The 22364-nt window shown below is 62.1% G+C and carries 22 protein-coding genes; 8 read left to right on the forward strand and 14 right to left on the reverse strand.

The genetic code is table 11. The features are described 5' to 3' along the window. Positions 1 to 16: 16 nt before the first annotated feature. The 5 genes from Mame_RS19380 to chrA all read right to left on the reverse strand — a co-directional run bounded on the left by Mame_RS19380 (position 17) and on the right by chrA (position 7419). Positions 17 to 685, reverse strand: coding sequence for a hypothetical protein (locus tag Mame_RS19380; protein ID WP_018065500.1), 669 nt, complete (start codon positions 683 to 685; stop codon positions 17 to 19). 168 nt (positions 686 to 853) lie between these two features. Then, positions 854 to 3928 carry an isoleucine--tRNA ligase gene (gene ileS, locus Mame_RS19385; protein ID WP_018065501.1) on the reverse strand — a complete coding sequence of 1025 codons (3075 nt, stop codon included), beginning with the start codon at positions 3926 to 3928 and terminating at the stop codon, positions 854 to 856. A 239-nt stretch (positions 3929 to 4167) separates the two neighbouring features. Continuing rightward, positions 4168 to 5148 (reverse strand): bifunctional riboflavin kinase/FAD synthetase, encoded by a 981-nt coding sequence (locus Mame_RS19390; RefSeq protein ID WP_018065502.1) that lies wholly within the window; start codon positions 5146 to 5148, stop codon positions 4168 to 4170. Positions 5149 to 5168: 20 nt separating this feature from the next. Then, complete coding sequence (locus Mame_RS19395) at positions 5169 to 6017, reverse strand: TIGR01459 family HAD-type hydrolase (protein ID WP_018065503.1); 849 nt, start codon at positions 6015 to 6017, stop codon at positions 5169 to 5171. A gap of 37 nt (positions 6018 to 6054) precedes the next feature. After that, complete coding sequence (gene chrA, locus Mame_RS19400) at positions 6055 to 7419, reverse strand: chromate efflux transporter (protein ID WP_018065504.1); 1365 nt, start codon at positions 7417 to 7419, stop codon at positions 6055 to 6057. A 230-nt stretch (positions 7420 to 7649) separates the two neighbouring features. On the opposite strand from chrA, the gene groES reads away from it, so the two are divergent. The 3 genes from groES (at position 7650) to Mame_RS19415 (ending at position 10651) form a co-directional block, all read left to right on the forward strand. Beyond that, positions 7650 to 7946 carry a co-chaperone GroES gene (gene groES, locus Mame_RS19405; protein ID WP_018065505.1) on the forward strand — a complete coding sequence of 99 codons (297 nt, stop codon included), beginning with the start codon at positions 7650 to 7652 and terminating at the stop codon, positions 7944 to 7946. A 79-nt stretch (positions 7947 to 8025) separates the two neighbouring features. Further along, on the forward strand, positions 8026 to 9678 hold the full coding sequence (gene groL, locus Mame_RS19410; protein WP_018065506.1) for a chaperonin GroEL: 1653 nt from the start codon (positions 8026 to 8028) through the stop codon (positions 9676 to 9678). A 286-nt stretch (positions 9679 to 9964) separates the two neighbouring features. Next, positions 9965 to 10651, forward strand: coding sequence for an outer membrane protein (locus Mame_RS19415; protein WP_018065507.1), 687 nt, complete (start codon positions 9965 to 9967; stop codon positions 10649 to 10651). 97 nt (positions 10652 to 10748) lie between these two features. Here Mame_RS19415 and Mame_RS27385 read toward each other — a convergent pair whose 3' ends face one another. The 4 genes from Mame_RS27385 to Mame_RS19430 form a co-directional block, all read right to left on the reverse strand. After that, the gene (locus Mame_RS27385; RefSeq protein WP_033410695.1) at positions 10749 to 10952 is read right to left on the reverse strand and encodes a hypothetical protein; all 204 of its coding nucleotides are present in this window, start codon (positions 10950 to 10952) and stop codon (positions 10749 to 10751) included. A gap of 15 nt (positions 10953 to 10967) precedes the next feature. After that, positions 10968 to 11684 (reverse strand): IS110 family transposase, encoded by a 717-nt coding sequence (locus Mame_RS19420; protein ID WP_236953506.1) that lies wholly within the window; start codon positions 11682 to 11684, stop codon positions 10968 to 10970. Positions 11685 to 12080: 396 nt separating this feature from the next. Further along, positions 12081 to 12578 (reverse strand): YciE/YciF ferroxidase family protein, encoded by a 498-nt coding sequence (locus tag Mame_RS19425; protein WP_018065509.1) that lies wholly within the window; start codon positions 12576 to 12578, stop codon positions 12081 to 12083. Between the two features lie 144 nt (positions 12579 to 12722). Then, positions 12723 to 13439 carry a glutathione binding-like protein gene (locus Mame_RS19430; protein ID WP_018065510.1) on the reverse strand — a complete coding sequence of 239 codons (717 nt, stop codon included), beginning with the start codon at positions 13437 to 13439 and terminating at the stop codon, positions 12723 to 12725. A 313-nt stretch (positions 13440 to 13752) separates the two neighbouring features. Here Mame_RS19430 and Mame_RS19435 point away from each other — a divergent pair, with 313 nt between their 5' ends. From Mame_RS19435 to Mame_RS19450, 4 genes are all read left to right on the forward strand, one after another. Further along, positions 13753 to 14460 carry a 3-oxoacid CoA-transferase subunit A gene (locus Mame_RS19435; protein WP_018065511.1) on the forward strand — a complete coding sequence of 236 codons (708 nt, stop codon included), beginning with the start codon at positions 13753 to 13755 and terminating at the stop codon, positions 14458 to 14460. Further along, positions 14457 to 15140, forward strand: a complete 684-nt coding sequence (locus Mame_RS19440; RefSeq protein ID WP_018065512.1) for a 3-oxoacid CoA-transferase subunit B — start codon at positions 14457 to 14459, stop codon at positions 15138 to 15140. Before Mame_RS19435 ends, Mame_RS19440 begins: the two co-directional genes overlap by 4 nt. A gap of 2 nt (positions 15141 to 15142) precedes the next feature. Next, complete coding sequence (gene pcaF, locus Mame_RS19445) at positions 15143 to 16342, forward strand: 3-oxoadipyl-CoA thiolase (RefSeq protein ID WP_018065513.1); 1200 nt, start codon at positions 15143 to 15145, stop codon at positions 16340 to 16342. A gap of 94 nt (positions 16343 to 16436) precedes the next feature. Continuing rightward, positions 16437 to 17192: an IclR family transcriptional regulator domain-containing protein gene (locus Mame_RS19450; RefSeq protein ID WP_018065514.1), complete on the forward strand. Its 756-nt coding sequence runs from the start codon at positions 16437 to 16439 to the stop codon at positions 17190 to 17192. Between the two features lie 6 nt (positions 17193 to 17198). Here Mame_RS19450 and Mame_RS19455 read toward each other — a convergent pair whose 3' ends face one another. After that, positions 17199 to 18146 (reverse strand): LysR substrate-binding domain-containing protein, encoded by a 948-nt coding sequence (locus Mame_RS19455; protein ID WP_018065515.1) that lies wholly within the window; start codon positions 18144 to 18146, stop codon positions 17199 to 17201. A gap of 235 nt (positions 18147 to 18381) precedes the next feature. Between Mame_RS19455 and Mame_RS19460 the strand changes: the two genes are divergently transcribed. Continuing rightward, positions 18382 to 18651, forward strand: coding sequence for a YjiS-like domain-containing protein (locus Mame_RS19460; protein ID WP_079920940.1), 270 nt, complete (start codon positions 18382 to 18384; stop codon positions 18649 to 18651). A gap of 225 nt (positions 18652 to 18876) precedes the next feature. Here Mame_RS19460 and Mame_RS19465 read toward each other — a convergent pair whose 3' ends face one another. From Mame_RS19465 to Mame_RS19480, 4 genes are all read right to left on the reverse strand, one after another. After that, complete coding sequence (locus Mame_RS19465; protein ID WP_018065517.1) at positions 18877 to 19227, reverse strand: VOC family protein; 351 nt, start codon at positions 19225 to 19227, stop codon at positions 18877 to 18879. Between the two features lie 63 nt (positions 19228 to 19290). After that, the gene (locus Mame_RS19470; protein WP_018065518.1) at positions 19291 to 20664 is read right to left on the reverse strand and encodes a glutamate--cysteine ligase; all 1374 of its coding nucleotides are present in this window, start codon (positions 20662 to 20664) and stop codon (positions 19291 to 19293) included. Positions 20665 to 20857: 193 nt separating this feature from the next. Next, the gene (locus tag Mame_RS19475) at positions 20858 to 21595 is read right to left on the reverse strand and encodes a 16S rRNA (uracil(1498)-N(3))-methyltransferase (RefSeq protein ID WP_018065519.1); all 738 of its coding nucleotides are present in this window, start codon (positions 21593 to 21595) and stop codon (positions 20858 to 20860) included. A gap of 90 nt (positions 21596 to 21685) precedes the next feature. Continuing rightward, the gene (locus Mame_RS19480; protein ID WP_018065520.1) at positions 21686 to 22132 is read right to left on the reverse strand and encodes an NUDIX hydrolase; all 447 of its coding nucleotides are present in this window, start codon (positions 22130 to 22132) and stop codon (positions 21686 to 21688) included. Positions 22133 to 22364: the final 232 nt, after the last annotated feature.

Below are 22364 nucleotides of genomic sequence, written 5' to 3' on the forward strand. Positions count from 1 at the left end.
GTCCTCGAAATTCAGGCTATCGCTGACCGGCGTTCTTCGACGATTCCAGGAAGTCGTCGGTCGCGCCGCTGTTGCAGTTGAAGAACAGGAAGCATCTGTCGGGGTCCTTGCCCTCGGCAAGCTTCTGCCGGCGGCGTTCCTTGGCGCGCTCCGGCTCGCCGAGATCGTTTACCGCCGCCGGATTGCTCGGCATGCGGTATTCCTGCGGCGGATCGATGAGATAGCGGCGCTGGCTGATGTCGATCGTGGTCGCTTCTTTCTTCGCCGCGCGGAAGGCCTCAAGCTGTTCCTTTTCGGTCATCTTGCTCGGATCGTCGCCTGCAAGCAGCGGCGAGCGATAGAACGGATTGTCCTTGTTCGCCTCGGCCTCCTCATAGAGTCGGTTGCGCTGCTCTTCCGGCGATTCGACCCAGTTGGGATTGTCGGCGGAGGCAAGCGATTTCTGCGGCGGCGCAAGCGAGGCCATGTTCGTGCCCTTGGTCGGCTTCACGAGGTCGGGGCGCGGCTCGTAATCGATGTCAGGCTGGTCCGGATTGATCACCAGAACGGCTTCACCCAGATCCTCGACAAGCTGGGTGGTCGCGGTCTTGCCGGTGCCATAGGTCGGCGCGCCAAGGCAGGCGGAAAGCGATGCCACGCCCGCAAGGGCAATTGCGATCTTCATCGAACGGAGAACGAATGTCATGCGCTGTCTACCAAACCTCCGCGCCGGCGGCGCTTCTTGTTATCAGGTCATCAACCACATTGTGGCGATGAATCCGGCGAAACCGCGACATTCCTAACGCAGAACCGCTGTTTTCGCAATTCGGCTTCTCAACCGGTGGAAAAAGCCGGGAAAGTCCCGGCCTTCGCCTCATCCGGCGAGCGCCGCAAGCTCCCTGAGCGCCGCCGCGTCGCGCGCCGACACATCCGGATAGTCCGGATCGGAGCCGACATCCTCGGTCACGCGCCAGGAGCGGGCGCATTTGGTGCCGGTTGCCAGCGCCGGGACCACGGCCACATCAGCCACCTCACGCAGGCGGAAGGCATCTTCCGGGCCCTTGCCGGCCTTGATGGTGATCGCAGAGGTGATGCAGATTTCCTCGAAATCGCGGCCATCGAGGGCTGCAAGCAGCGTCTCGTCGTCGACATAGACGATGGGTGCTGCCTCAAGCGAGGAACCGATGCGCTTTTCTCGGCGCTCGATTTCCAGCGCCCCGGTAACCACGGTGCGCACCGCGCGGATCTTCTCCCACCTGGCCGCAAGCCCATCGTCCTTCCATTCTGCCGGAACATCGGGGAACTGTTCCAGATGCACCGACACCGCATTCGGATTGCGCGACAGCCAGGCCTCGTCCATCGTGAACGGCAACATGGGGGCAAGCCAAGTGACGAGGCAGTCGAACAGCTTGCGGATGACATGCAGGGCCGCACGGCGGCGCAGGCTCGACGGCGCATCGCAATAAAGCGCATCCTTGCGGACGTCGAAATAGAAGGCCGACAGCTCGATATTGGCGAAATCGTTCAGCGCGCGGGTGATGCGCTTGAAGTCGAAATCGTCATAGCCCTTGCGCACCAGCGCGTCGAGTTCGGAAAGCCGGTGCAGCATCAGCCGCTCCAGTTCCGGCATATCGGTAAGCGCGATCTCCTCGCCCTGGTCATGGGCGAGCGTGCCGAGCATCCAGCGCAGCGTGTTGCGCAGCTTGCGGTAGCTGTCGACATTGGTCTTGATGATCTGGTCGCCGAGCCGCTGGTCGTCCCAGTAATCGGTGGTCATGACCCACAGACGCAGGATATCGGCGCCGGACTTCTTCATCACGTCCTGCGGCACGACGGTGTTGCCGAGCGATTTCGACATCTTGCGGCCATGCTCGTCCATGGTAAACCCGTGGGTGATCACCGTATTGTAGGGCGCGCGGCCACGGGTGGCGCAGCCTTCCAGCAGCGAGGAATGGAACCAGCCGCGATGCTGGTCGGAACCTTCCAGATAGACGTCGGCCGGCCATTTCAGGTCCGGACGATCCTCCAGCGTAAAGGTGTGGGTCGAGCCACTGTCGAACCAGACATCGAGAATGTCGGTGACCATGTCCCACTCTTCATTTGCCCTGTCGCCAAGGAAACGCTCGCGCGCGCCTTCGGCGAACCAGGCATCCGCGCCTTCCGCCTCGAAGGCTTCGAGGATTCGGGCGTTGACGGCATCATCGACCAGCACATTGCCGGCCTTGTCGGCAAACACGCAGATCGGCACACCCCAGGCGCGCTGACGGGAGAGCACCCAGTCCGGGCGGTTCTCGATCATGCCGCGCAGCCGGTTCTTGCCGCCGGCCGGCACGAAACGGGTATTGTCGATGGCCTTGAGCGCGCGGGTGCGCAGCGTGTCGCCCCCCTCACCCTGGCCCTCTCCCCCCTGGGGAGAGGGGACTGAGAGGCCCCGCGCCGCCGCCTTGTCGCCGTTGAGGGCCGAAGCGTCGCCGCTTGCCGCAGCCTCGCCCTTCTCCCCTGAGGGGAGAAGGTGGCCCGAAGGGCCGGATGAGGGGTTGCCGAGGTCCTTGTCCATATAGACGAACCATTGCGGCGTGTTGCGGAAGATCACCGGCTTCTTGGAGCGCCAGGAATGCGGATAGTCGTGCTTGATCCGGCCGCGGGCAAACAGCATGTCGGCATCGATCAGCGCCTTGATGACCCGGTCATTGGCATCGCCCTTCTTGCCGTTGTCATCCATGACGCGGGCAGCACCGCCTTCGGCGGATGGACCGAAGCCCGGCGCTTCGTCCGTGTAGAAACCGTCATCGCCGACCGTGAACGGAATCTTCGCCGAGATGCCGCGCGCCTCAAGCTCGCGGGACTTCTCCATCCACGCGTCAAAGTCCTCGCGGCCGTGGCCGGGCGCGGTGTGGACGAAGCCGGTACCGGCATCATCGGTCACGTGATCGCCATCGAGCAGCGGGACCAAGAAGTCATAGCCAAGACGCGCAAGAGGATGAGTACATGTAACACCGGCCAACTCGCTCGGGTCGAGGTCCCTCATCAACTTTAGTGAGAGTTTAGCCTTGGCTGCACACTCCTCCGCGAGTCTTTTCGCAAATAGAAGTTTTTCACCGACCCTCGGTCCAAAATCGTTCGTGGCTTCGACAACTTCGTAAAGCCCGTATTCAAGGCGGGAAGAGAACGAGATACCTCGATTACCGGGAATAGTCCACGGCGTGGTAGTCCAAATAACCACACAAGCGTCCAGAAGATCCGTCATTTCAGGTCCGTCTCGAACCACGAACTTGACTGGAAACTTCACCCAAACCGTATCCGACTGAACCTCGTGATACTCCACCTCGGCCTCGGCCAGCGCGGTGCGCTCGACCACCGACCACATCACCGGCTTCGATCCGCGATAGAGCTGGCCGGACTTGGCGATCTTCAGCAGTTCGCCGGCGATGCGGGCCTCGGCGTGGAAGGCCATCGTGGTATAGGGGTTTTCGAAATCGCCCTCGATGCCGAGGCGCTGGAACTCCTTGGTCTGGACATCGATCCACCCTTGAGCGAATTCGCGGCACTGGCGGCGGAATTCGTTGATCTCGACCTCGTCCTTGTTCTGGCCCTTGGCGCGGTAGGCCTCTTCGATCTTCCACTCGATCGGCAGGCCGTGGCAGTCCCAACCGGGAACGTAATTGCTGTCATAGCCGCGCATCTGGAACGAGCGGGTGATGACGTCCTTCAGGATCTTGTTCAGCGCGTGGCCGATATGGATGTTGCCATTGGCATAGGGCGGGCCGTCATGCAGCACGAATTTCTCGCGGCCCTTGGCGTCCTCGCGCAGCTTCTTGTAGAGGCCGATTTCCTGCCAGCGGGCAACCGTTTCCGGCTCCTTCTCGGGCAGACCGGCGCGCATCGGGAAATCGGTCTGCGGCAGATAGAGGGTCTTGGAATAATCGATGGTGTCTTTTGTATCGCTCATGGGTTCGCGGCCTTCTGGCGGCGCGTATCGCGCGCATTTATAGGGGAATTTGAGACGGTCGAGGCGCTTGAAGCGCCGAAATCCCGGACCTTCCGGCGCTCAAACCTCAAGCAGCGCGGAAAGCCGGGCCAATAATTCGTATGGTGCGAAACCGGTACCCAGTCATCATGCGCCGTCTTTACTGATTTTTCGCGGGGATGAAAAGAGCCATGCGCGAGAAACTGCCGGAGGCACAATCATCAGAACGCAATCTTCGCGTCGAGTTCCGAAAACGGCTTCACGCCGGACAGCAGCGCCCGCGCCTGATCGGAATCACGATGCATCTGGGCGACGAGCGCTTCGAGACCGTCGAACTTGAGTTCGTCGCGCAGCCGGCCGAACAGCGAGACCGCGCCCTCCTCGCCATAGAGGTCGCCCTTGAAGTCGAAGATATAGGTTTCGAGCAGCGGGCGGCCGTCTTCCACCACGGTCGGGCGGCGGCCGAAGCTTGCAACGCCGTCATGCAGCGTCCCGCAGGGGCGGCGGTAGCGCACGGCATAGATGCCGGGGCGCAGCTTGGCGTGGGGATCAAACGCCATGTTGGCGGTCGGGAAGCCCAACGTGCGGCCAAGTTTCTCGCCGTGAATCACCTCGCCCGTCACCGTATAGCGATAGCCGAGCAGGCCGGACGCCTGAACCACCTCGCCCCGCGTCAGGAGATCGCGGATACGGCTTGAGGAGACGACATCGGCGCCCTCGTCGCGAAAGGCATCCATCAGCGTGACGCCGAAGCCGTGGCGCTTGCCGGCGGCCATCAGATAGGCCGGACCGCCCTCGCGGTTGCGGCCGAAATGGAAATCGAAGCCGGTCACCACCTCGCTGGCGGCAAGCCAGTCGATCAGCACCGTGGTGACGAATTCTTCCGGTGAGCGCTGCGAGAACGTTCGATCGAAGGGATATTCGATGACGGCGTGATAGCCCATCGCCTCCAGCAGCCGCGCCTTCATCGGCGCCGGCGTCAGCCGGAACACCGGGTTCTGCGGATTGAACACCGAGCGCGGATGCGGCTCGAAGGTCAACACCAGCGCCGGCACGCCGCGCTCCTCGGCAATGGCGAGCGCGCGATTGAGCACGCTTTGATGGCCGCGATGGACGCCATCGAAATTGCCGATCGCAACCACCCCGCCCTTCAGCGTTTCAGGCAGCGGTTCACGAAATTCATTGCGATGGAATACGGTCATGCTTTGCGTCCGGCGCGTGTTCAGGCGAGTTTCGTCATCCAGTATTTCGGATGCGCGCCGTGTTGCGTCAAGAACCGATCGAGCGACGCTTCGTCAACTTTACCGTTCACGGCGTAATCGGCCTCGTGGATGCCTTCGGCCACGAACAGCAGATCGAGACCGTAATCGATCGCGCCGCGCACATCCGTCGGCATGCCGTCGCCGATGGCGAGCACGCGGGCGGGATCGACATCGCCGCGGAGCTCCGTGGCCTTGGCCAGCGCCGCGTCATAGATCGGCTTATGCGGCTTGCCGGCGATGCGGGTCTTGCCGCCGAGTTCGCTGTAAAGCGCCGCGAGCGCGCCGGCGCAGGGCACGAGCCGGTTACCGCGCGAGACCACGAGATCGGGATTGGCGCAGATCAGCGGAAGGTCGCGTGCGGCAAACCGCGTCAGCAGGTCGCGATAGTCTTCCGGCGTTTCGGTTTCATCATCTTTGAAGCCGCTGCACAGAATGCCCTCGGCGTCGGCCTCGTTGACGTTCTCGACCCCGGTATCCCCGTAAAGGTCGGCGTCGCGCTCCGGCCCCAGATAATAGAGCTTGCGCGGACCTTCAGCGACCAGCGTCCGGGTGACATCGCCGGAGGTCACGATGGCGTCGAAGCTTTCATCCGTCACGCCGAGCGCTGCAAGCTGCTCCTTGACCGACGGTCCAAGCCGCGGCGAATTGGTGAGCAGGATCACCGTCTTGCCGGCGCGGCGCGCCTCGGAAAGCGCAACCTTCGGCGTATCGAAGGAGGCCACGCCATTGTGAAGAACGCCCCAGACATCGCAGAGCATGACATCGTAATCGGCATGAAGCGCACGGAGAGCGTCGATCGGTTTCGGCATGGATTTTCCTTGTTCCTTGGAAGGCGCGGACAAATGGTCACAACAGCGTGCCGATGGCAAGCCCCGTAAGCGCTGCGCCGGCAAGAAGCGGCAAAATGCCGACCCTGAATTTGATGAGCGCGACAATCCCCGCGACGCTGATGGCAAGCGAGGCCAGATCGAGGCTAGCCCCGTCCGGCCATATCAGGCTCGCGCGAAGAAGCGGCGGCAGCGAAAACAGCGCGATCCGGTCGACCGAGCTGAACAGGACGTTGAGCGCGAACCAGAGCGAAAGATTGGCAATCACGCCGACGATCGCCGCGCCGATGCCGGCAAGCGCGCCGGAAAGCGCCGCATTGCGGCGCAGGTCCTCGACATAGGGCGCGCCGGCGAAGATGAACAGGAAGCTTGGCACGAAGATCGCCCAGGCGGTCAGAACCGCGCCGATGAGGCCGGAGACAAGCGGCGCGGCGAAGACCGGCGCGGCATGGGCCGCCAGAAAGCCGACGAAGCACAGCACCAGCACCAACGGCCCCGGCGTCGTCTCGGCAAGGGCCAGCCCGTCCATCATCTCGGCCGGCGTCAGCCAGTGATAGGTGGCCACCGCCTCCTGCGCCACATAGGTCAGCACCGCATAGGCCCCTCCGAAGGAAAACAGCGCGATCTTGACGAAGAAGCCGAAAATATCGGCCAGCGTGTGGAATTCGCCGAACGGGACCAGCACGATGAGCGGCAGCAGCCAGATCGCGGTCCACAACAGCAGCGTCGCCGCGGTGGAGACGCCGCGCCTGCGCCAATCCCGCTTCACCGGGATATCAGGCGCGGCCGCCACCGGCCGCCGCATGAACACATAGCCGACGAGCCCGGCCGCCAGCACCACGACCGGAAAGGCCACGCCGAAGACGAACAGCGCCAGAAAGGCCGCGAGCGCGAGCCCCACCGACACCGGCCCCTTCAGCGAGCGCCCCGCCATGCGCCACAACGCCTGCACGACGATGGCGAGCACCGCCGCCTTCAGCCCCATGAAGATCGCTTCCAGCCAGGCGGCATCGCCGAGCGTGGCATAGAGCGCCGCGAGCGCGACGATCAGGACGAAGCCCGGCAGCACGAACAACAGGCCCGCGGCGATGCCGCCCCGCACGCCATGGAGCATCCAGCCGACATAGGTCGCCAGTTGCTGGGCCTCGGGACCGGGCAGCAGCATGCAGTAGTTGAGGGCGTGAAGGTATCGGTCGGGCGGAAGCCAGCGCTTCTCGTCAACGATGATCCGATGCATCAGCGCGATCTGGCCGGCCGGCCCGCCGAAGGACAACAGCCCGATACGCGCGAAAACGCTGACAAGCTCGCTGAAGTCCGGCTTTTTATCCTCTGTTGCAGCGGCCGTCACAATGTCCTCGCAATCCGAGTGGAAATGATTCCGCATTGATATCAAGGGCCGGGGTTACGATCACGGCATAAAACCTGTATGAAGCCCGGCAATAGGCGGCCTGAAAAAGTTCCGACGGCGATCAAAAAAACTTGAAGCCGTTTCTTGACACCGCTTCTTCCCCTTCTTAAATCACCGCTATTAGCACTCTCTAGTGAGGAGTGCTAACACTGATCCATGCGACCGCAAAAACGGTCGCGAATGTCATTCGATCGAGGGTATAGACAATGGCAAGCATTTCTTTCCGCCCCCTGCACGACCGCGTCGTTGTACGCCGCGTGGAGTCTGAAGAAAAGACCAAGGGTGGCATCATCATCCCCGACACCGCCAAGGAAAAGCCGCAGGAAGGCGAAATCGTCGCCGTCGGCAACGGCGCCCGTGACGACAGCGGCAATGTTGTCGCGCTCGACGTCAAGGTCGGCGACCGCGTTCTGTTCGGCAAGTGGTCGGGCACCGAAGTCAAGCTCGACGGCGAAGACCTTCTGATCATGAAGGAAGCCGACATCATGGGCATCGTCGCTTAATCAAGCGCCTTCCCACGATCCACCTTTCCAACCAGCCGGGCATATGCCCATAAGGTTTTGATAAACCAGGAGTTTTCAAATGGCTGCTAAAGAAATCAAATTCGGCCGCTCTGCGCGCGAAAAGATGATGCACGGTGTTGACGTGCTCGCTGACGCCGTGAAGGTCACGCTTGGCCCCAAGGGTCGCAACGTCGTTATCGAAAAGTCCTTCGGCGCGCCGCGCATCACCAAGGACGGTGTTTCGGTCGCCAAGGAAATCGAACTGGAAGACAAGTTCGAGAACATGGGCGCCCAGATGGTCCGCGAAGTTGCTTCGAAGACCAACGACATCGCCGGTGACGGCACCACGACGGCAACCGTTCTCGCTTCCTCGATCATCCGCGAAGGCAACAAGGCCGTTGCCGCCGGCATGAACCCGATGGACCTGAAGCGCGGCATCGACCTCGCCGTCGCCGAAGTCGTCAAGGACCTCCAGGCCAAGGCCAAGAAGATCAACACGTCGGAAGAAGTCGCCCAGGTCGGCACCATTTCCGCCAATGGCGAAAAGCAGATCGGCGAAGACATTGCCGCCGCCATGCAGAAGGTCGGCAACGAAGGCGTCATCACGGTTGAAGAAGCCAAGACCGCCGAAACCGAACTCGAAGTCGTCGAAGGCATGCAGTTCGACCGCGGCTACCTGTCGCCCTACTTCGTGACCAACTCCGAGAAGATGGTCGCAGAACTGGAAGACGCCTACATCCTGCTGCACGAAAAGAAGCTCTCCAACCTTCAGGCTCTCCTGCCGGTTCTGGAAGCTGTCGTTCAGTCCAACAAGCCGCTCCTGATCATTGCTGAAGACGTTGAAGGCGAAGCACTTGCGACCCTCGTCGTCAACAAGCTGCGTGGCGGTCTCAAGATCGCAGCCGTCAAGGCGCCTGGCTTCGGCGATCGCCGCAAGGCCATGCTCGAAGACCTCGCCATCCTGACGGGCGGCACGGTCATCTCCGAAGATCTCGGCATCAAGCTCGAAAATGTCACCCTCGACATGCTCGGCACTGCCAAGAAGGTCTCGATCACCAAGGAAAACACCACGGTTGTCGACGGTGCCGGCCAGAAGTCCGACATCGAAGCCCGTGTTGCCCAGATCAAGGCCCAGATCGAGGAAACCACCTCCGACTACGACCGCGAAAAGCTGCAGGAACGTCTTGCCAAGCTCGCCGGCGGCGTTGCCGTGATCCGCGTTGGCGGCTCGACGGAAGTCGAAGTGAAGGAAAAGAAGGACCGCATCGACGACGCTCTGAACGCGACGCGCGCGGCCGTTCAGGAAGGCATCGTGCCCGGCGGTGGCGTGGCCCTGCTGCGCTCCTCCACCAAGATCGCCTCCAAGGGCGAGAACGACGACCAGGAAGCCGGCATCAACATCGTTCGCCGTGCGCTCCAGTCGCTGGTTCGCCAGATCGCGACCAATGCGGGTGACGAAGCTTCGATCGTCGTCGGCAAGATCCTCGACAAGAACGACGACAACTTCGGCTACAACGCCCAGACCGGCGAATATGGCGACATGATCGCCATGGGTATCGTCGACCCGGTCAAGGTTGTCCGCACGGCCCTGCAGAACGCAGCCTCGGTTGCCTCGCTGCTGATCACCACCGAAGCCATGATCGCCGATGCTCCGAAGAAGGAAAGCGCCGGCGGCGGCATGCCCGACATGGGCGGCATGGGTGGAATGGGCGGCATGGGCGGCATGATGTAATCAGGCAAAAGCCTGATTACAGAATAGCACGCCCATCATGCTCAATGGTTTGGCGCGGCAAGCGCGCCAAACTGGCGGCATGATGTAACCAGGCGATAAGCCTGATTACAGAATAAAGCCCGGTCCTATCCGGAATAAGAAAGGCGGCGCTTCGGCGTCGCCTTTTTGTGTTCTATCTGCAACACGCCCGTTCGGTTCTTGCGTCTTAGCAGCCCGAAAGCTTCATCTCGGCGAGCAGGATGATATTGCCTTTCATCAACTCCGCTCGCTCAGATGAAAGATCCCGATGAAGCTCCTCCCCTGCACAGTTCTTGCCGCCTTCCTTGCCGCTTCCGCTGCGGGAGCAGCGGATATCTCCATGCCCGCCGCGCCGCCATCGCTGGCGGTTGTTGACTGGTCGGGCTTCTATTTCGGCGCGGAAGGCGGCTATGGCTGGCTGGCCGGGGAAATACCGGAAACCGTCTTTACCGCCGGCAAGACCGAGGCGGCCTCCGGCGGCACGGCGGGCGTTTTCGTCGGTTACGACCATCAGCTCGACAACCGCATGGTGATCGGCATCGAAGGCGCCTACAGCTATAACTGGAACGACAATGACTACGTCGTCTCCTCCCCGCTCCCGATCCTGAACGGCCAGAGCGTGACTTTCGGGACCGAGTGGCGGGCAAGCGTGGAGGGACGGCTTGGCTATGCCTGGGGCAAGGCGCTCGTCTATGCCTCGGGCGGCTTCGTCTCGACCCGGCTAGAGGGCAGCTTTTCGCTCACCGGTCAGGATTACGATGATGTGTTGAACGGCTGGACCGCTGGCCTCGGCGTTGATTACGCCTTCAACGAACATGTCTTCGGGCGACTGAAGGCGAGCTATAGCGATTACGGCAAGACCGATCTCGTCACTCAGGCGACCGGCCTACCGGGCCTTGATGATACGAAACTGTCTCAGGCCAGCATCACCGCCGGCATCGGTTTCAAGTTCTGATAGAACGGACCGCAAAAAAGGGCGGCGAACCGCCCTCCGTTTGCTGACATAGCCGTCAGTCTCGGAGTTCGTGATACTCGGTCCCCCACCTGTGTCATCAACTCTGTTGGATGACTTTCTCTGTGAACCTTGCATTGAGGGTCACGACGATTTTTCGCATGACTGCTGCGATCGCGACGATTGGCTTTTTGCCGGCTTCGACAAGGCGCTTGTAGAAGGCGGCGAACTCGCCCCTTCCGCGGGCGGCCTGCATGGCCGGCATGAACAGGATGGTGCGCATGACGGGTCTGCCGCCGCGCATTCTCCGGTAACCGATCTAGTTGCCGCTCTCGTTTGGGTGCGGCGCCAGGCCGGCCAGCGCCGCCGCCTTCTTTCGATCCAGCGTCCCGAGTTCGGGCATTGTGGCGATCAGGGCGGCGGCGGTTGTCTCCGCGATGCCGGTCATCGCCATTGCGATGCTGGCCCTGGCTGCAAAGGCTTCGCTGCGCATGAGCATGCGGATTTCCTTGTCGAGCAGCGCGATCTGGCGATTGATGGCAGCGAGCATGGCCTTGAAGGTGACGGCAAGTTCACGTCCGCCCGGCGCCATGGCGCGGTTTTGCTCGGCGACCCTGATGGCGACCAGATCGGCGCGGCGGCGCACAAGGGCCTTGAGCCTTGCCTCTTCAGGGTTTTCAGCCTGCCACAGGGACAGGCTTGCCCAGCGTTCCATGCCATAGGCGACCATTTCCCGGGCATCGATCGCATCGCTCTTGCCGACCCGTCCACGCGAACGAATGAAGGCCTTGAGCCTGCGCGTATCGGCCCGGTGGACGGCAAGGCCGCGCCGCAGGCACTCTTCGATCAGGACGGTTTCATACCCGCCGGTGGGTTCGCAGATGACCAGATCTGCCTCGCAGTTTCGCAGGAAGCGACGAATATCCCTGCTGCGATTGGCGATGACGGTGGCCGGACCGCCGCAGGAAACGGCGATCGTGTCCTTTGCAACGTCGCAACCAAGACAGATGTGCGGAGGGTGATGCAAAACGACCATGGCGATGCTATCCTTTCAAGGCATGCTTGGGATTGTTTGCGGGCGTGGCAATCAGCGGCCCAATCAACTCTTCAAGCGGTTGCTCGGTGCAACAGTGACCTTGATGACAGCGGGTGTTCCACCCAATGCTCGGACGGTCGGCTGTTGCAGCAGCTGCGGGCAAGCCAACGGCCCGCAGCTGCATCACAACAATAGCGCAGATCCGACAAACAATGCTCGGGCTTGACACGAGCATCCATACTGCGGATCCGGTGCTCAGAGTGGTACCGTTAATTCTGTGCTGTTCCGCCTGGATCCTCGGGTCAAGCCCGAGGATGACGCAAGATAGGCGACACGGTCCGCCAACAAGCTGAAGGTTGACGGACCGGCCTTCTTCGCGAGGGCGCGAATTCGGCCTTAAGCCGCCTCGGCGCTGGCGTTGACGGATTTTTCCGCCAGTTTCGACAGCTCCAGATCGGCCTTGGATTCCTGCTCGAAGGTTTCCTCGAGAAGCTTGACCACATCTTTCTTGCCAAGCTGGCGGGCCCAGGCGAGCAGCGTGCCGTAGCGGGCCATTTCGTAGTGTTCTACAGCCTGGGCGGACGAAATCAGGCCGGCGTCCAGCGCGGGCGCGCCCTTGAACTCCTCGATGATTTCCTCGCCCTCGGCGATGATGCCCTGGATCGCCTCGCAGGTCTTGCCGCGAGCCGGCTTGCCAAGAATTTCGAAAACCTGCTGCAGGCGTTCCACCTGGCCCTCGGTTTCCTCCTTGTGGTTGCGGAAGGCTTCCGCCAGGTCTTCGGAACTCGCCGCGCGGGCCATTTTCGGCAGCGCCTTCAGGATCTGGCGTTCGGCGAAATAGATATCTTTCAGCGTATCAAGAAACAGGTCGTCGAGCGTTTTCTGCTTTGTCATTGGATTCTCCTCGGTTGGCACCCGTCATTCGGATACCCATCAAACGTCCCGTTCGCCGAAGCGGTTCCATGCCGAATGCAGAACCTCAAATATAAAGGGCGCAGCCTTCGCCGCGCCCGAAATCATAAGCCATCAGACCGAAACTCAGCCGGCGGCAGGCACCGTGAAGCCCTTCACGCTGGCCGGACGATCGGCGCAGCGTTCGACCCAAGCCGAAACGGCCGGGAAATCGGCAAGCTTCAGTGCATCCTGCGCTTCATAATGGACGGACAGGCCCCGCACCCAGGGAAAGATCGCGATATCGGCAATGCTGTAATCGGAAGGTTCTTCACCCATGATGAACTTGCGGTCCCTGAGCCGCCCTTCCAGCACGCCGAGAAGCCTGCGCGATTCATTGGTGTAGCGCTGCACCGGATAGGGGTTGTTCGCGACCTTGTCGGCGGCATGTTTGAAGAAGTGACCAAACTGGCCGAACATCGGGCCGACGCCGCCCATCTGGAACATTACCCACTGGATCACCTCATAGCGGCCAACCGGGTCATTGGGCATCAGGCGACCGGTCTTTTCGGCGAGGTAGATCAGGATCGCGCCCGATTCGAACAGGCCGATCGGCTTTCCTTCCGGTCCTTCGGGATCGATGATCGCGGGAATCTTGTTGTTCGGGTTGAGCGACAGAAATTCCGGCGTCATTTGATCATCCCTGTCGAACGCCACCCGATGGGCCTCGTAAGGCAATTCCATCTCTTCCAGCGCAATCGAGACTTTCACGCCGTTGGGCGTCGGCAGGGAGTAAAGCTGGATGACATCCGGGTTCTCGGCCGGCCAGCGTTGCGTAATGGGAAATTCCGACAGGCGAGACATGGACGCTCCTGCAATATGTTTGATTGAAAGTAATGGCGAGATGTGAAGTGGATTGTCATTTCGCAAGACCTCTCATGTCATTTTTATGGCAAAAACGCGTCATCTCGCCAAAAAAGATGACGTTTTTTAAAAATCGTCACTTGTTTGTGCGGTTGCAGCAAATGTTCGACACCGCTGGCAAGACGATATCGGGAAAGTTCACAATGCGCACAGTTTCGCACCCCTGTTGAACAAAGATCGCACTATGAACTTTTCGTCTGGCTGTCGACGCGCGCTGTCTTTAAAAACGCCCCAATGGAAGGAGATCCAGCACATGGACAAGACAGCGACGTCCCTGAGGGACACCGTCGCCGATATCTTCGACGGCGCGACCGTGATGATCGGCGGCTTCGGCGGTTCCGGCTCGCCGATCGAACTGATCCACGCCCTGATCGACCAGGGCGCGCGCGACCTGACCGTGATCAATAACAATGCCGGCAACGGTCATATCGGCCTGGCCGCGCTGATCGAGCAGGATCGTGTCGCCAAGATCATCTGCTCGTTTCCGCGCTCGTCCAATGCGACGGTGTTCAATGAACGCTATCTCGCCGGCAAGATCGAGCTGGAGATCGTGCCGCAGGGCACGCTTGCCGAGCGCATCCGCGCCGGCGGCGCCGGCATTCCCGCCTTCTACACGCCTACCAGCTATGGCACCGAGCTTGCGGAAGGCAAGCCGGTCGAGGAATTCGAAGGCCGGCATTATGTGCGCGAGCGCTGGCTGAAGGCCGACTTCGCGCTGATCAAGGCCGAGTGCGCGGACCCTCACGGCAATCTCACCTATCGCATGGCCGCGCGCAACTTCTCGCCACTGATGGCGATGGCGGCGGCGAAGACGATCGTGCAGGCCTCCCGCATGGTGCCGCTGGGCGGCATCGACCCGGAACACGTCATCACCCCCGGCATCTTCGTCGATACCGTGGTGGAGGTTCCGCACCCGGTTCAGGAGGAAGTCCTGATGCGCGAGGAGGCGCGTTACCCATGAACGACTTTTCCGACATCAAGCTCTCCAACGCCCAGATCGCCTGGCGCGCCGCGCAGGACATCGAGGATGGCGCCTATGTCAATCTCGGCATCGGCTTTCCCGAAATGGTCGCCAAGTTCCAGCCGGAAGGCAAGCAGGCGATCTTCCATACCGAGAACGGCGTGCTGGATTTCGGCCCCGCCCCGCCCGAAGGCGAGGAGGACTGGGACCTGGTCAATGCCGGCAAAAAGGCGATCACGCTGAAGCCGGGCACATCCTTCTTCCACCATGCCGACAGTTTCGCCATGGTGCGCGGCGGCCATCTCGACGTCGCCATTCTGGGCGCATACGAGGTTGCCGAGAACGGCGATCTCGCCAACTGGTCGACCGGCAAGGGCGGTATTCCCGCCGTCGGCGGCGCGATGGATCTGGTCCATGGCGCGGGCCGCGTCGCGGTGCTCACCGAGCACACTACCAAGAAGGGCCAGCCCAAGCTGGTCCAACGCTGCTCGCTGCCGCTGACCGGCGTCGGCTGCGTGACCCGCGTCTATACCTCGCTCGCCGTGGTCGATATCGCCGGCGGCCGCTTCATCCTGCGGGAGAAACTGCCGGGACTGTCGGTTGAAGAGCTGCAGTCGGTCACCGGCGGCACGCTACATATCGAGGGCGATGTGAAGGACCTGAAGGCACCGGAGATTTGACCATGAGAGACGTTTATATCTGTGACTATATCCGCACCCCGATCGGCCGCTATGGCGGCGCGCTCTCTTCCGTGCGCACCGACGATCTGGGCGCGATCCCGCTCAAGGCCCTGATGGCGCGCAATGCGGAGGTCGACTGGGCTGCGGTCGATGACGTCATCTATGGCTGTGCCAACCAGGCGGGCGAGGACAACCGCAATGTCGCGCGCATGGCGCTGCTGCTGGCCGGCCTGCCGGAGAGCGTTTCCGGCACCACGATGAACCGGCTGTGCGGTTCGGGCATGGATGCGGTGATCACCGCCGCCCGCGCGATCAAGGCCGGGGAGGCGGAACTGATGGTGGCAGGCGGCGTCGAATCGATGTCGCGCGCGCCCTTCGTCATGGGCAAGGCCGAAACCGCCTTCAGCCGGTCTGCCGAAATCTTCGACACCACCATCGGCTGGCGGTTCGTCAACCCGCTGATGAAGGCGCAGTACGGCGTGGATTCGATGCCCGAAACCGGCGAGAACGTCGCCGAGGACTTTTCCGTCAGCCGCGAGGATCAGGACAGGTTTGCGCTTGCTTCCCAGCAGAAGGCCGGCAAGGCAATGGCATCCGGCCGGCTGGCGCGGGAGATCACCCCGGTCTCGATCCCGCGCCGCAAGGGCGATCCGGTGATCATCGACACCGACGAGCATCCTCGACCCGACACCACTCTGGAAGCGCTGGCGAAGCTCAAAACCCCGTTCCGCGAAAACGGCACGGTCACCGCCGGCAATGCCTCGGGCGTCAATGACGGCGCGGCGGCCCTGATCGTGGCAAGCGCGGAGGCGGCAAAAAAGCACGGCCTCACGCCGATCGCCCGCGTGCTCGGCGGCGCGACCGCCGGCGTAGCACCCCGGATCATGGGCTTCGGGCCGGCCATCGCCTCGAAAAAGTTGTTGGCCCGCCTCGGCCTTTCGACGGACGACCTTGCCGTGATCGAGCTCAACGAGGCCTTCGCCTCGCAGGGCCTTGCCACGCTGCGCGACCTGAACATCGCCGATGACGATCCGCGCGTGAACCCGAATGGCGGGGCGATCGCGCTCGGCCATCCGCTCGGCATGTCGGGCGCGCGCATCACCGGCTCGGCGATGCTCGATCTCAAGCCGGGCGAGAAATCGCTGTCGACCATGTGCATCGGCGTCGGCCAGGGGATCGCGATCGCACTGGAACGTGTCTGACGACGGATGGGCGGCGCACGAACGCCGCCCTGCCGCCATTGCAGCCCGGCGGGACCTGTGCACAATGTGACCATTGTTCACGATGAGACCACCTATGCTCAAGTCCACGGATCATATCGCCTCCTTCGCCAAGGGATTGCGCGTCATCACCTGCTTCGGCGCATCAACGCCCAGGCTTTCGATCGCCGAGGTGGCGGCGGCGACCGGCTATGACCGCGCCACCGCGCGGCGCTGCCTGCTGACGCTCCATGCAGAGGGTTATGCCAGCTATGACGGCAAGTATTTCGCGCTGACCCCGCAGGCGCTGCGCCTCGGCATGAGCGCGCTCAACGCGCTGCCGCTGCCGCAACGGGTCCAGCCCTGGCTCGATCAGGTTTCAGAGCAGATCGGCCAGTCCTGCTCGGTGGCGATCCTCGATGAAACCGAGATCGTCTACATCGCCCGCGCCGCTCAGCGGCGGGTGATGTCGATCGGGCTGATGCCGGGTTCGCGCCTGCCGGCCCATGCCACATCCATGGGCCGGGTGCTGCTTGCCTCGCTTCCCGAAGCCGAGGCCCGCGCCCTGATCGCGCGCGCCGACCTGACCCCGCGCACGCCGAAAAGCCTGACCGACCCGGATGATATCATGGCAAGCGTCAGAGCGGCGCATCGCAACGGCTACTGCCTGATCGACGAAGAGGTGGAGACCGGCCTGCGTGCCATCGCCGTGCCCGTTCTCGACGGACGGGGACGCACCGTGGCAGCGCTCAACACCGGCATGGCGGTGACCCGTGCGCCCGCCGAAAGCCTGATCGAAACCTACCTGCCGGCCCTTTTGAAAGTGCAGCAGAACCTCAAGCGGATCGTATAAGGCCCTTCACCAGCTCGCGAGCATCTGGCCGGGCTTGGAACGCGCTAGCCGCTGATGGGCTCTTTCCGGCTCCATTTCCGGCATCATTTCCGCCTGACTGATATTGTCGAGCGAGGCGATGATGTGGTTGGAGAGCGCGGTGGTCAGCGATGCCGGCGCGCCCGGCCGCTTCATCAGGCCGATCTGGACCGGCTCCAGCGTGGGAAAGCCATCCGCCGGCGTCAACACCCGCATGCCGTTCCGGACCGCCGATTCGGGCAAGACCGAAACCGCCATGCCGGCGAGAACCGCCGAGGCCAGCACGGTTGCCGACCAGCTTGTGAACAGGATCCGGTATTCGCGCCCCACCCCATCCAGCGCCTTCACCGCCAGATCGCGCCAGCAGCAATCGCGGCGCCCGACGGCGAGCGGCACCGGCCGGTCCACCGGCAAAGGGTGGTTGGCGGAGGCAACCCAGCACAGCGCCTCGGTGCGCACCACTTCCGACTGGCGGGTGCGCGCATTATGCGTGACCAGCGCCAGGTCCAGCTCTCCCTGCTTCAGCCGTTCGGCCAGATCGACGGAGTCCTCGCAGACGATGTAGAGCTCGACATTGGGATGGCTTCTGGCGAACCGGTTGATGATATCCGGCATATAGCGGTCGGCGTAATCGTCCGGCGTGCCGATCCTGAGCGAGCCCTGAAGCCGGTTCTCGTCAAAGGCGGTGATCGCCTCGTTGTTGAGGCGGATGATCCGGCGGGCGTAGTTCAGAAGCTTGTCGCCCTCGTCCGTCAGCCTCACCCCGCGCCCATCCTTGGTGAAGAGCTGCTTGCCGATCCGTTCCTCCAGCCGGCGCATCTGCATCGAGACGGCCGATTGCGTCTTGAACACATGCTCGGCCGCCCGCGTGAACGATCCGTAATCGACGATCGCGACGAAGGTCTGGAGCTGATCGATATCGAGTGGCGCTGCCATGGTATCACCCATCAAGTTCTATGATGAGTGATATTAGAAACATTCGTTGGACTGATCAATAAGAAATCGTCACTTTGTAACACAACGAAGCGAGCAGCGGCTCAGCGCCACCGGCAAGAATCGGGTGGCTGTCCGGGTGATAATACAGTTTGTTCGCTTTGAAAGGAAGCCATGAGGCTTCCGCCCGCAAGCCGTGCAAAGCCGAAAAGGTTCGGCGCACACCAAGGAGGCGACAATGTCGTTGATTGAAAGGACATCCGCGAGCCGGATGAGCATCGGACATTCACTCTGGACTGGCATCAGCGCGTTCATTCGTGCTGCGCGGCGCTTTACGAAAAACCGACTGGCCCTGCAGCGCATGGCCGAGATGGACGATGCGCTGCTGAAGGATATCGGGCTATCGCGCCACGAAATCCATCGCGCCCATATGGCCCCGCTCTCCGAGGACCCGATGGCCGAGCTGCGCAAGGCAGCCGCCAATCGCGCCGCGCGCATGTATGTGTGAACGCATTCCGGCCACCTTCCAAGGCCACAAGATCACGCTCCGCTGCCTTGGCGGCGGAGCCTTGCCGCCCCTGGTGGCGGCACACCGGATTGGCGTTATTTGAAGGCCGTACGTCCCAACCACGGTCCGAGAAGGCGTCATTTTCCCCGCAGGGTGGTTCAGCCTTCACTCTGCATTTTGCCCGGAAGCACTTGTGTTTCCGGGCTTTTTTGTGCGGTTTGGGCTTCAATCGGGTTGCCAGAGTTCGATTGGATTGCCTTCGGGATCATGGATCCTGGCAAAACGGCCGACGCCCGGCATGTCCCAATCGGGATTTGTGACGACGTCGATGCCGGCGGCGGTCAGGCGCGCCGAGAGGGCGTCGAGATCATCCACCCGGAAGTTGAGCATGAAACCCCGGTCTTCGGGAAAGTAGTCGCTGGTCGCCGGAAACGGAGCAAAGACCAAGGGGCCGGCAGCGGTTTGCCAGGGGCCGCCGGTCCCGGAGCCAACGCCCAGATGTTCAGCGTACCACGCGCCGAGCATCTCCGGGTCATGCGCGCGAAAGAAAAAACCGCCAATGCCGGTAACGCCCATTCGAACCTCCACATCGCAGCCGTAGAATACCGGCGCGCGCGAAAGCCGTCCATGCCTGAAAATTCAGTACTGGAATTCTTCGAACAGCGGATCGACGGAGCCCTTCCAGCGACCGTGATAGAGTGCCAGCAGGTCTTCGGCGAAGGTGGTCTTCTTGGCGATGATTTCATCGAGCGGATTGAGGAACACGCTTTCGTCCTGACCGTCGCCGTTGAGGTTGCCGCGCGATTTCAGACCGGCGCGGGCGATACCGACAACCTCGCGGGCGATATCCACCAGCGGACGGCCGCCGATTTCCGCCTTCAGCGCCAGGCGCGGCACCTCGTCGCGCAGCCGGTGGATGTCCTCCACCTGCCAGTCAGCCGTCAACTGCTCGGCGGCATCCATCGCGCCGTGATCATAGAGCAGGCCGACCCAGAAGGATGGCAGCGCGCAGATGCGCCGCCATGTGCCGCCGTCGGCGCCGCGCATTTCCAGGAAGCGCTTCAGCCGCACGTCCGGAAACAGCGTCGAGATATGGTTGGTCCAGTCGCCCATGGTCGGCTGCCATTCATCGATTTCGCCCTTCAGCGCGCCATCCATGAACTGGCGGAAGGTGATATGCGTGCAATCACGGTAACGACCGTCGCGGATGATGAAATACATCGGCACGTCAAGCGCCCAGTCGACATAGCGTTCGAAGGTGAAGTCGTCGCGAAAGGCGAAATCGAGCAGGCCAGCCCGGTTATTGTCGGTGTCGCGCCAGATATCGCCGCGCCATGACAGGAGGCCGTTGGGCTTGCCCTCGGTGAACGGCGACGAGGCGAACAGCGCGGTTGAAAGCGGCTGCAGCTTCTGCGACAGCGCCATCTTGCGGCGCATGTCGGCCTCGGAGGAGAAATCGACATTCACCTGGATGGTGCAGGTGCGATACATCATGTCGAGACCCTGGCTGCCGACCTTGGGCATGTAGCGGGTCATGATCTCGTAGCGCGATTTGGGCATGCGCGGCGTTTCCGCGCGCGTCCATTTCGGGCTGCCGCCAATGCCGAGAAAGCCGATGCCCATCGGCTCGGCGACGCCGCGCAGCACGGCCAGATGCCGGTTCGATTCGCGACAGGTCTCATGCAGGGTCTTGAGGGCCGCGCCGGAAAGCTCGAACTGCCCGCCCGGCTCCAGCGAGATCGCGCCCATGCCATGGGGCTCGGCAAGGCCGATGATATTGTCGCCATCCATGATGGCGTCCCAACCGAGCTTGTCCTTCATGCCCTTCAGGATCGCCGAGATCGAGCGCTCGCCGTCATAGGGAACGGGGGTATTGTCGCCCTTGAAGAACGGAAATTTCTCGTGCTCAGTGCCGATCCGGAATTCGGACTCAGGCTTGCACCCGGCTTCCAGATAGGCGACCAGTTCCGCCTTGCCGGTAATCGGCGTCCCGTCGGATGTGTCACGGGCCATGCAAGCTTCCTCGTTCTCAACACAAACAGATAGAGCGTTTTCGCATTTCAGCGAATGGAGCAACCGCCCTCGTCTTCAGGGCCTGAGCCCGCGCAATCCGCTCTTGAACCGGATCGCCGGGGCAATCAAGTCAATTTCTTTGATTGATGATGAAACGCGCGAAAACCGCATCAGGTCCGCGATCGGACCGGCGTCAGCGCCAGTCGCCGATCGTCGCCTGGATCACGGCAAGGGCGGCCACCGCCGCGGTATCCGCGCGCAGGATCCGCGGCCCGAGCGGAATGGCCGTGACGAAGGACAGACCACGCAAAAGTGAACGCTCCTCGTCCGAAAACCCACCTTCCGGGCCAACGATCAGCGCCAGCCGCGCGGCCTCCACCGTTTCAAGCGCTGCAAGCGGGTTCTGCGTTTCCGCTCCCTCGTCGCAGAAGATCAGTTGCCGGCCGGGCTCCCAGTTTTCGAGAAGCTCTTCGAGCCGGGCGGGTTCACGCAGTTCCGGCACGCTCAGCACGCCGCATTGCTCCGCCGCCTCGATGATGTTGGCGGCAAGGCGCTCGGATTTGGCCGGCTTGCCCTGCACATGGCGGGTCATCACCGGCTGGATGATGCCGGCGCCCATCTCCACCGCCTTCTGCACCATATAGTCCATCCGCCCGGTCTTGAGCGGCGCGAACAGGTAATGGAGGTCGGCGGCAGCCGGCTGTGGGCGGGTCTGTTCAACGGCGGTAAGCGTGATCTTCTTGCGCGTCGGGAAGGTAAGCCGCATCAGCCATTCGCCATCCCTGCCGTTGAAGGCCAGGAGTTCGGTCCCCTCCGCGGCCCGCAGCACGTGGGCCAGGTAATGAAACTGATTCTTGTCGGCCTCGATCTCGGCATTGGGCCCGAGATCGGCTTCGACAAACAGGCGTTGCAGGCGGTAGTTCGCGCGCATGGCAGGCTCGCATGGATATGACGCGTCGCCGCGGCTACGCGTTGAAAAGGTGCTGGCGCTTTTCTTGCATAAGCCGGCAGGCAGATGCAACTAGCCGCCCAGACGACCGGCGAAATCGATCAGCAGCGATTTCAACTCGCTCTCATCCACCATTTCGGCGGCCTCTTCGGGACTTGCCCATTTGCGCACGCGTTCATCGCGCTCCGGAAAACGCGCCTTCGCCTTGCGCACCAGAAGCGGAAATATCTCGACAACGCAGGTGACGGATGTGCCGTCACCGAGACGCTTGAGATAGCGGAAATTACCGACCGGCGTGTCGGAAACCTTGCCCTTGATGCCCGCTTCCTCGAAAGCCTCCTGCTCGGCCACCTCGTGCGGCGCCTTGTTGGCCATCGGCCAGCCCTTCGGCGTCACCCAGCGCCCGGTGTCGCGGCTGGTGATCAGCAGGACTTCGATGGTCTTCTTTTTCTTGGTTTTGGCCAGCCGGTAGCACAGCGCCGCATATTGCTGGCGGGCTTCATCGATTTCATCTGCCAAGTTTTCACTTGATGGCATGACGTTCCTTCCGGCGAATCAGGACCAATACGATCGGGATCGTGTGTTTTAACACACGATTGCAGACCGTTTCTTACGGATGCGTGAAGCTTTTGTGAATTTTGATTGCACACGCGCGCAACAGATAGAATCGTCCTCCGGGTGACATCTGTCAAGTCCGATACCCTTCTCCGGAACTTTAGCGTCGCCGCCGCCGTTGACATGTCGAAATGCC

It is taken from the genome of Martelella mediterranea DSM 17316 (assembly GCF_002043005.1).
In the GTDB taxonomy this organism is placed as follows: domain Bacteria; phylum Pseudomonadota; class Alphaproteobacteria; order Rhizobiales; family Rhizobiaceae; genus Martelella; species Martelella mediterranea.

What these genes read in the sequence shown, in the direction of transcription:
- Mame_RS19380 (WP_018065500.1), bottom strand. Translation starts at nt 685, where the DNA reads ATGACATTCGTTCTCCGTTCGATGAAGATCGCAATTGCCCTTGCGGGC.
- ileS (WP_018065501.1), bottom strand. Translation starts at nt 3,928, where the DNA reads ATGAGCGATACAAAAGACACCATCGATTATTCCAAGACCCTCTATCTG.
- Mame_RS19390 (WP_018065502.1), bottom strand. Translation starts at nt 5,148, where the DNA reads ATGACCGTATTCCATCGCAATGAATTTCGTGAACCGCTGCCTGAAACG.
- Mame_RS19395 (WP_018065503.1), bottom strand. Translation starts at nt 6,017, where the DNA reads ATGCCGAAACCGATCGACGCTCTCCGTGCGCTTCATGCCGATTACGAT.
- chrA (WP_018065504.1), bottom strand. Translation starts at nt 7,419, where the DNA reads ATGCGGAATCATTTCCACTCGGATTGCGAGGACATTGTGACGGCCGCT.
- groES (WP_018065505.1), top strand. Translation starts at nt 7,650, where the DNA reads ATGGCAAGCATTTCTTTCCGCCCCCTGCACGACCGCGTCGTTGTACGC.
- groL (WP_018065506.1), top strand. Translation starts at nt 8,026, where the DNA reads ATGGCTGCTAAAGAAATCAAATTCGGCCGCTCTGCGCGCGAAAAGATG.
- Mame_RS19415 (WP_018065507.1), top strand. Translation starts at nt 9,965, where the DNA reads ATGAAGCTCCTCCCCTGCACAGTTCTTGCCGCCTTCCTTGCCGCTTCC.
- Mame_RS27385 (WP_033410695.1), bottom strand. Translation starts at nt 10,952, where the DNA reads ATGCGCGGCGGCAGACCCGTCATGCGCACCATCCTGTTCATGCCGGCC.
- Mame_RS19420 (WP_236953506.1), bottom strand. Translation starts at nt 11,684, where the DNA reads ATGGTCGTTTTGCATCACCCTCCGCACATCTGTCTTGGTTGCGACGTT.
- Mame_RS19425 (WP_018065509.1), bottom strand. Translation starts at nt 12,578, where the DNA reads ATGACAAAGCAGAAAACGCTCGACGACCTGTTTCTTGATACGCTGAAA.
- Mame_RS19430 (WP_018065510.1), bottom strand. Translation starts at nt 13,439, where the DNA reads ATGTCTCGCCTGTCGGAATTTCCCATTACGCAACGCTGGCCGGCCGAG.
- Mame_RS19435 (WP_018065511.1), top strand. Translation starts at nt 13,753, where the DNA reads ATGGACAAGACAGCGACGTCCCTGAGGGACACCGTCGCCGATATCTTC.
- Mame_RS19440 (WP_018065512.1), top strand. Translation starts at nt 14,457, where the DNA reads ATGAACGACTTTTCCGACATCAAGCTCTCCAACGCCCAGATCGCCTGG.
- pcaF (WP_018065513.1), top strand. Translation starts at nt 15,143, where the DNA reads ATGAGAGACGTTTATATCTGTGACTATATCCGCACCCCGATCGGCCGC.
- Mame_RS19450 (WP_018065514.1), top strand. Translation starts at nt 16,437, where the DNA reads ATGCTCAAGTCCACGGATCATATCGCCTCCTTCGCCAAGGGATTGCGC.
- Mame_RS19455 (WP_018065515.1), bottom strand. Translation starts at nt 18,146, where the DNA reads ATGGCAGCGCCACTCGATATCGATCAGCTCCAGACCTTCGTCGCGATC.
- Mame_RS19460 (WP_079920940.1), top strand. Translation starts at nt 18,382, where the DNA reads ATGTCGTTGATTGAAAGGACATCCGCGAGCCGGATGAGCATCGGACAT.
- Mame_RS19465 (WP_018065517.1), bottom strand. Translation starts at nt 19,227, where the DNA reads ATGGGCGTTACCGGCATTGGCGGTTTTTTCTTTCGCGCGCATGACCCG.
- Mame_RS19470 (WP_018065518.1), bottom strand. Translation starts at nt 20,664, where the DNA reads ATGGCCCGTGACACATCCGACGGGACGCCGATTACCGGCAAGGCGGAA.
- Mame_RS19475 (WP_018065519.1), bottom strand. Translation starts at nt 21,595, where the DNA reads ATGCGCGCGAACTACCGCCTGCAACGCCTGTTTGTCGAAGCCGATCTC.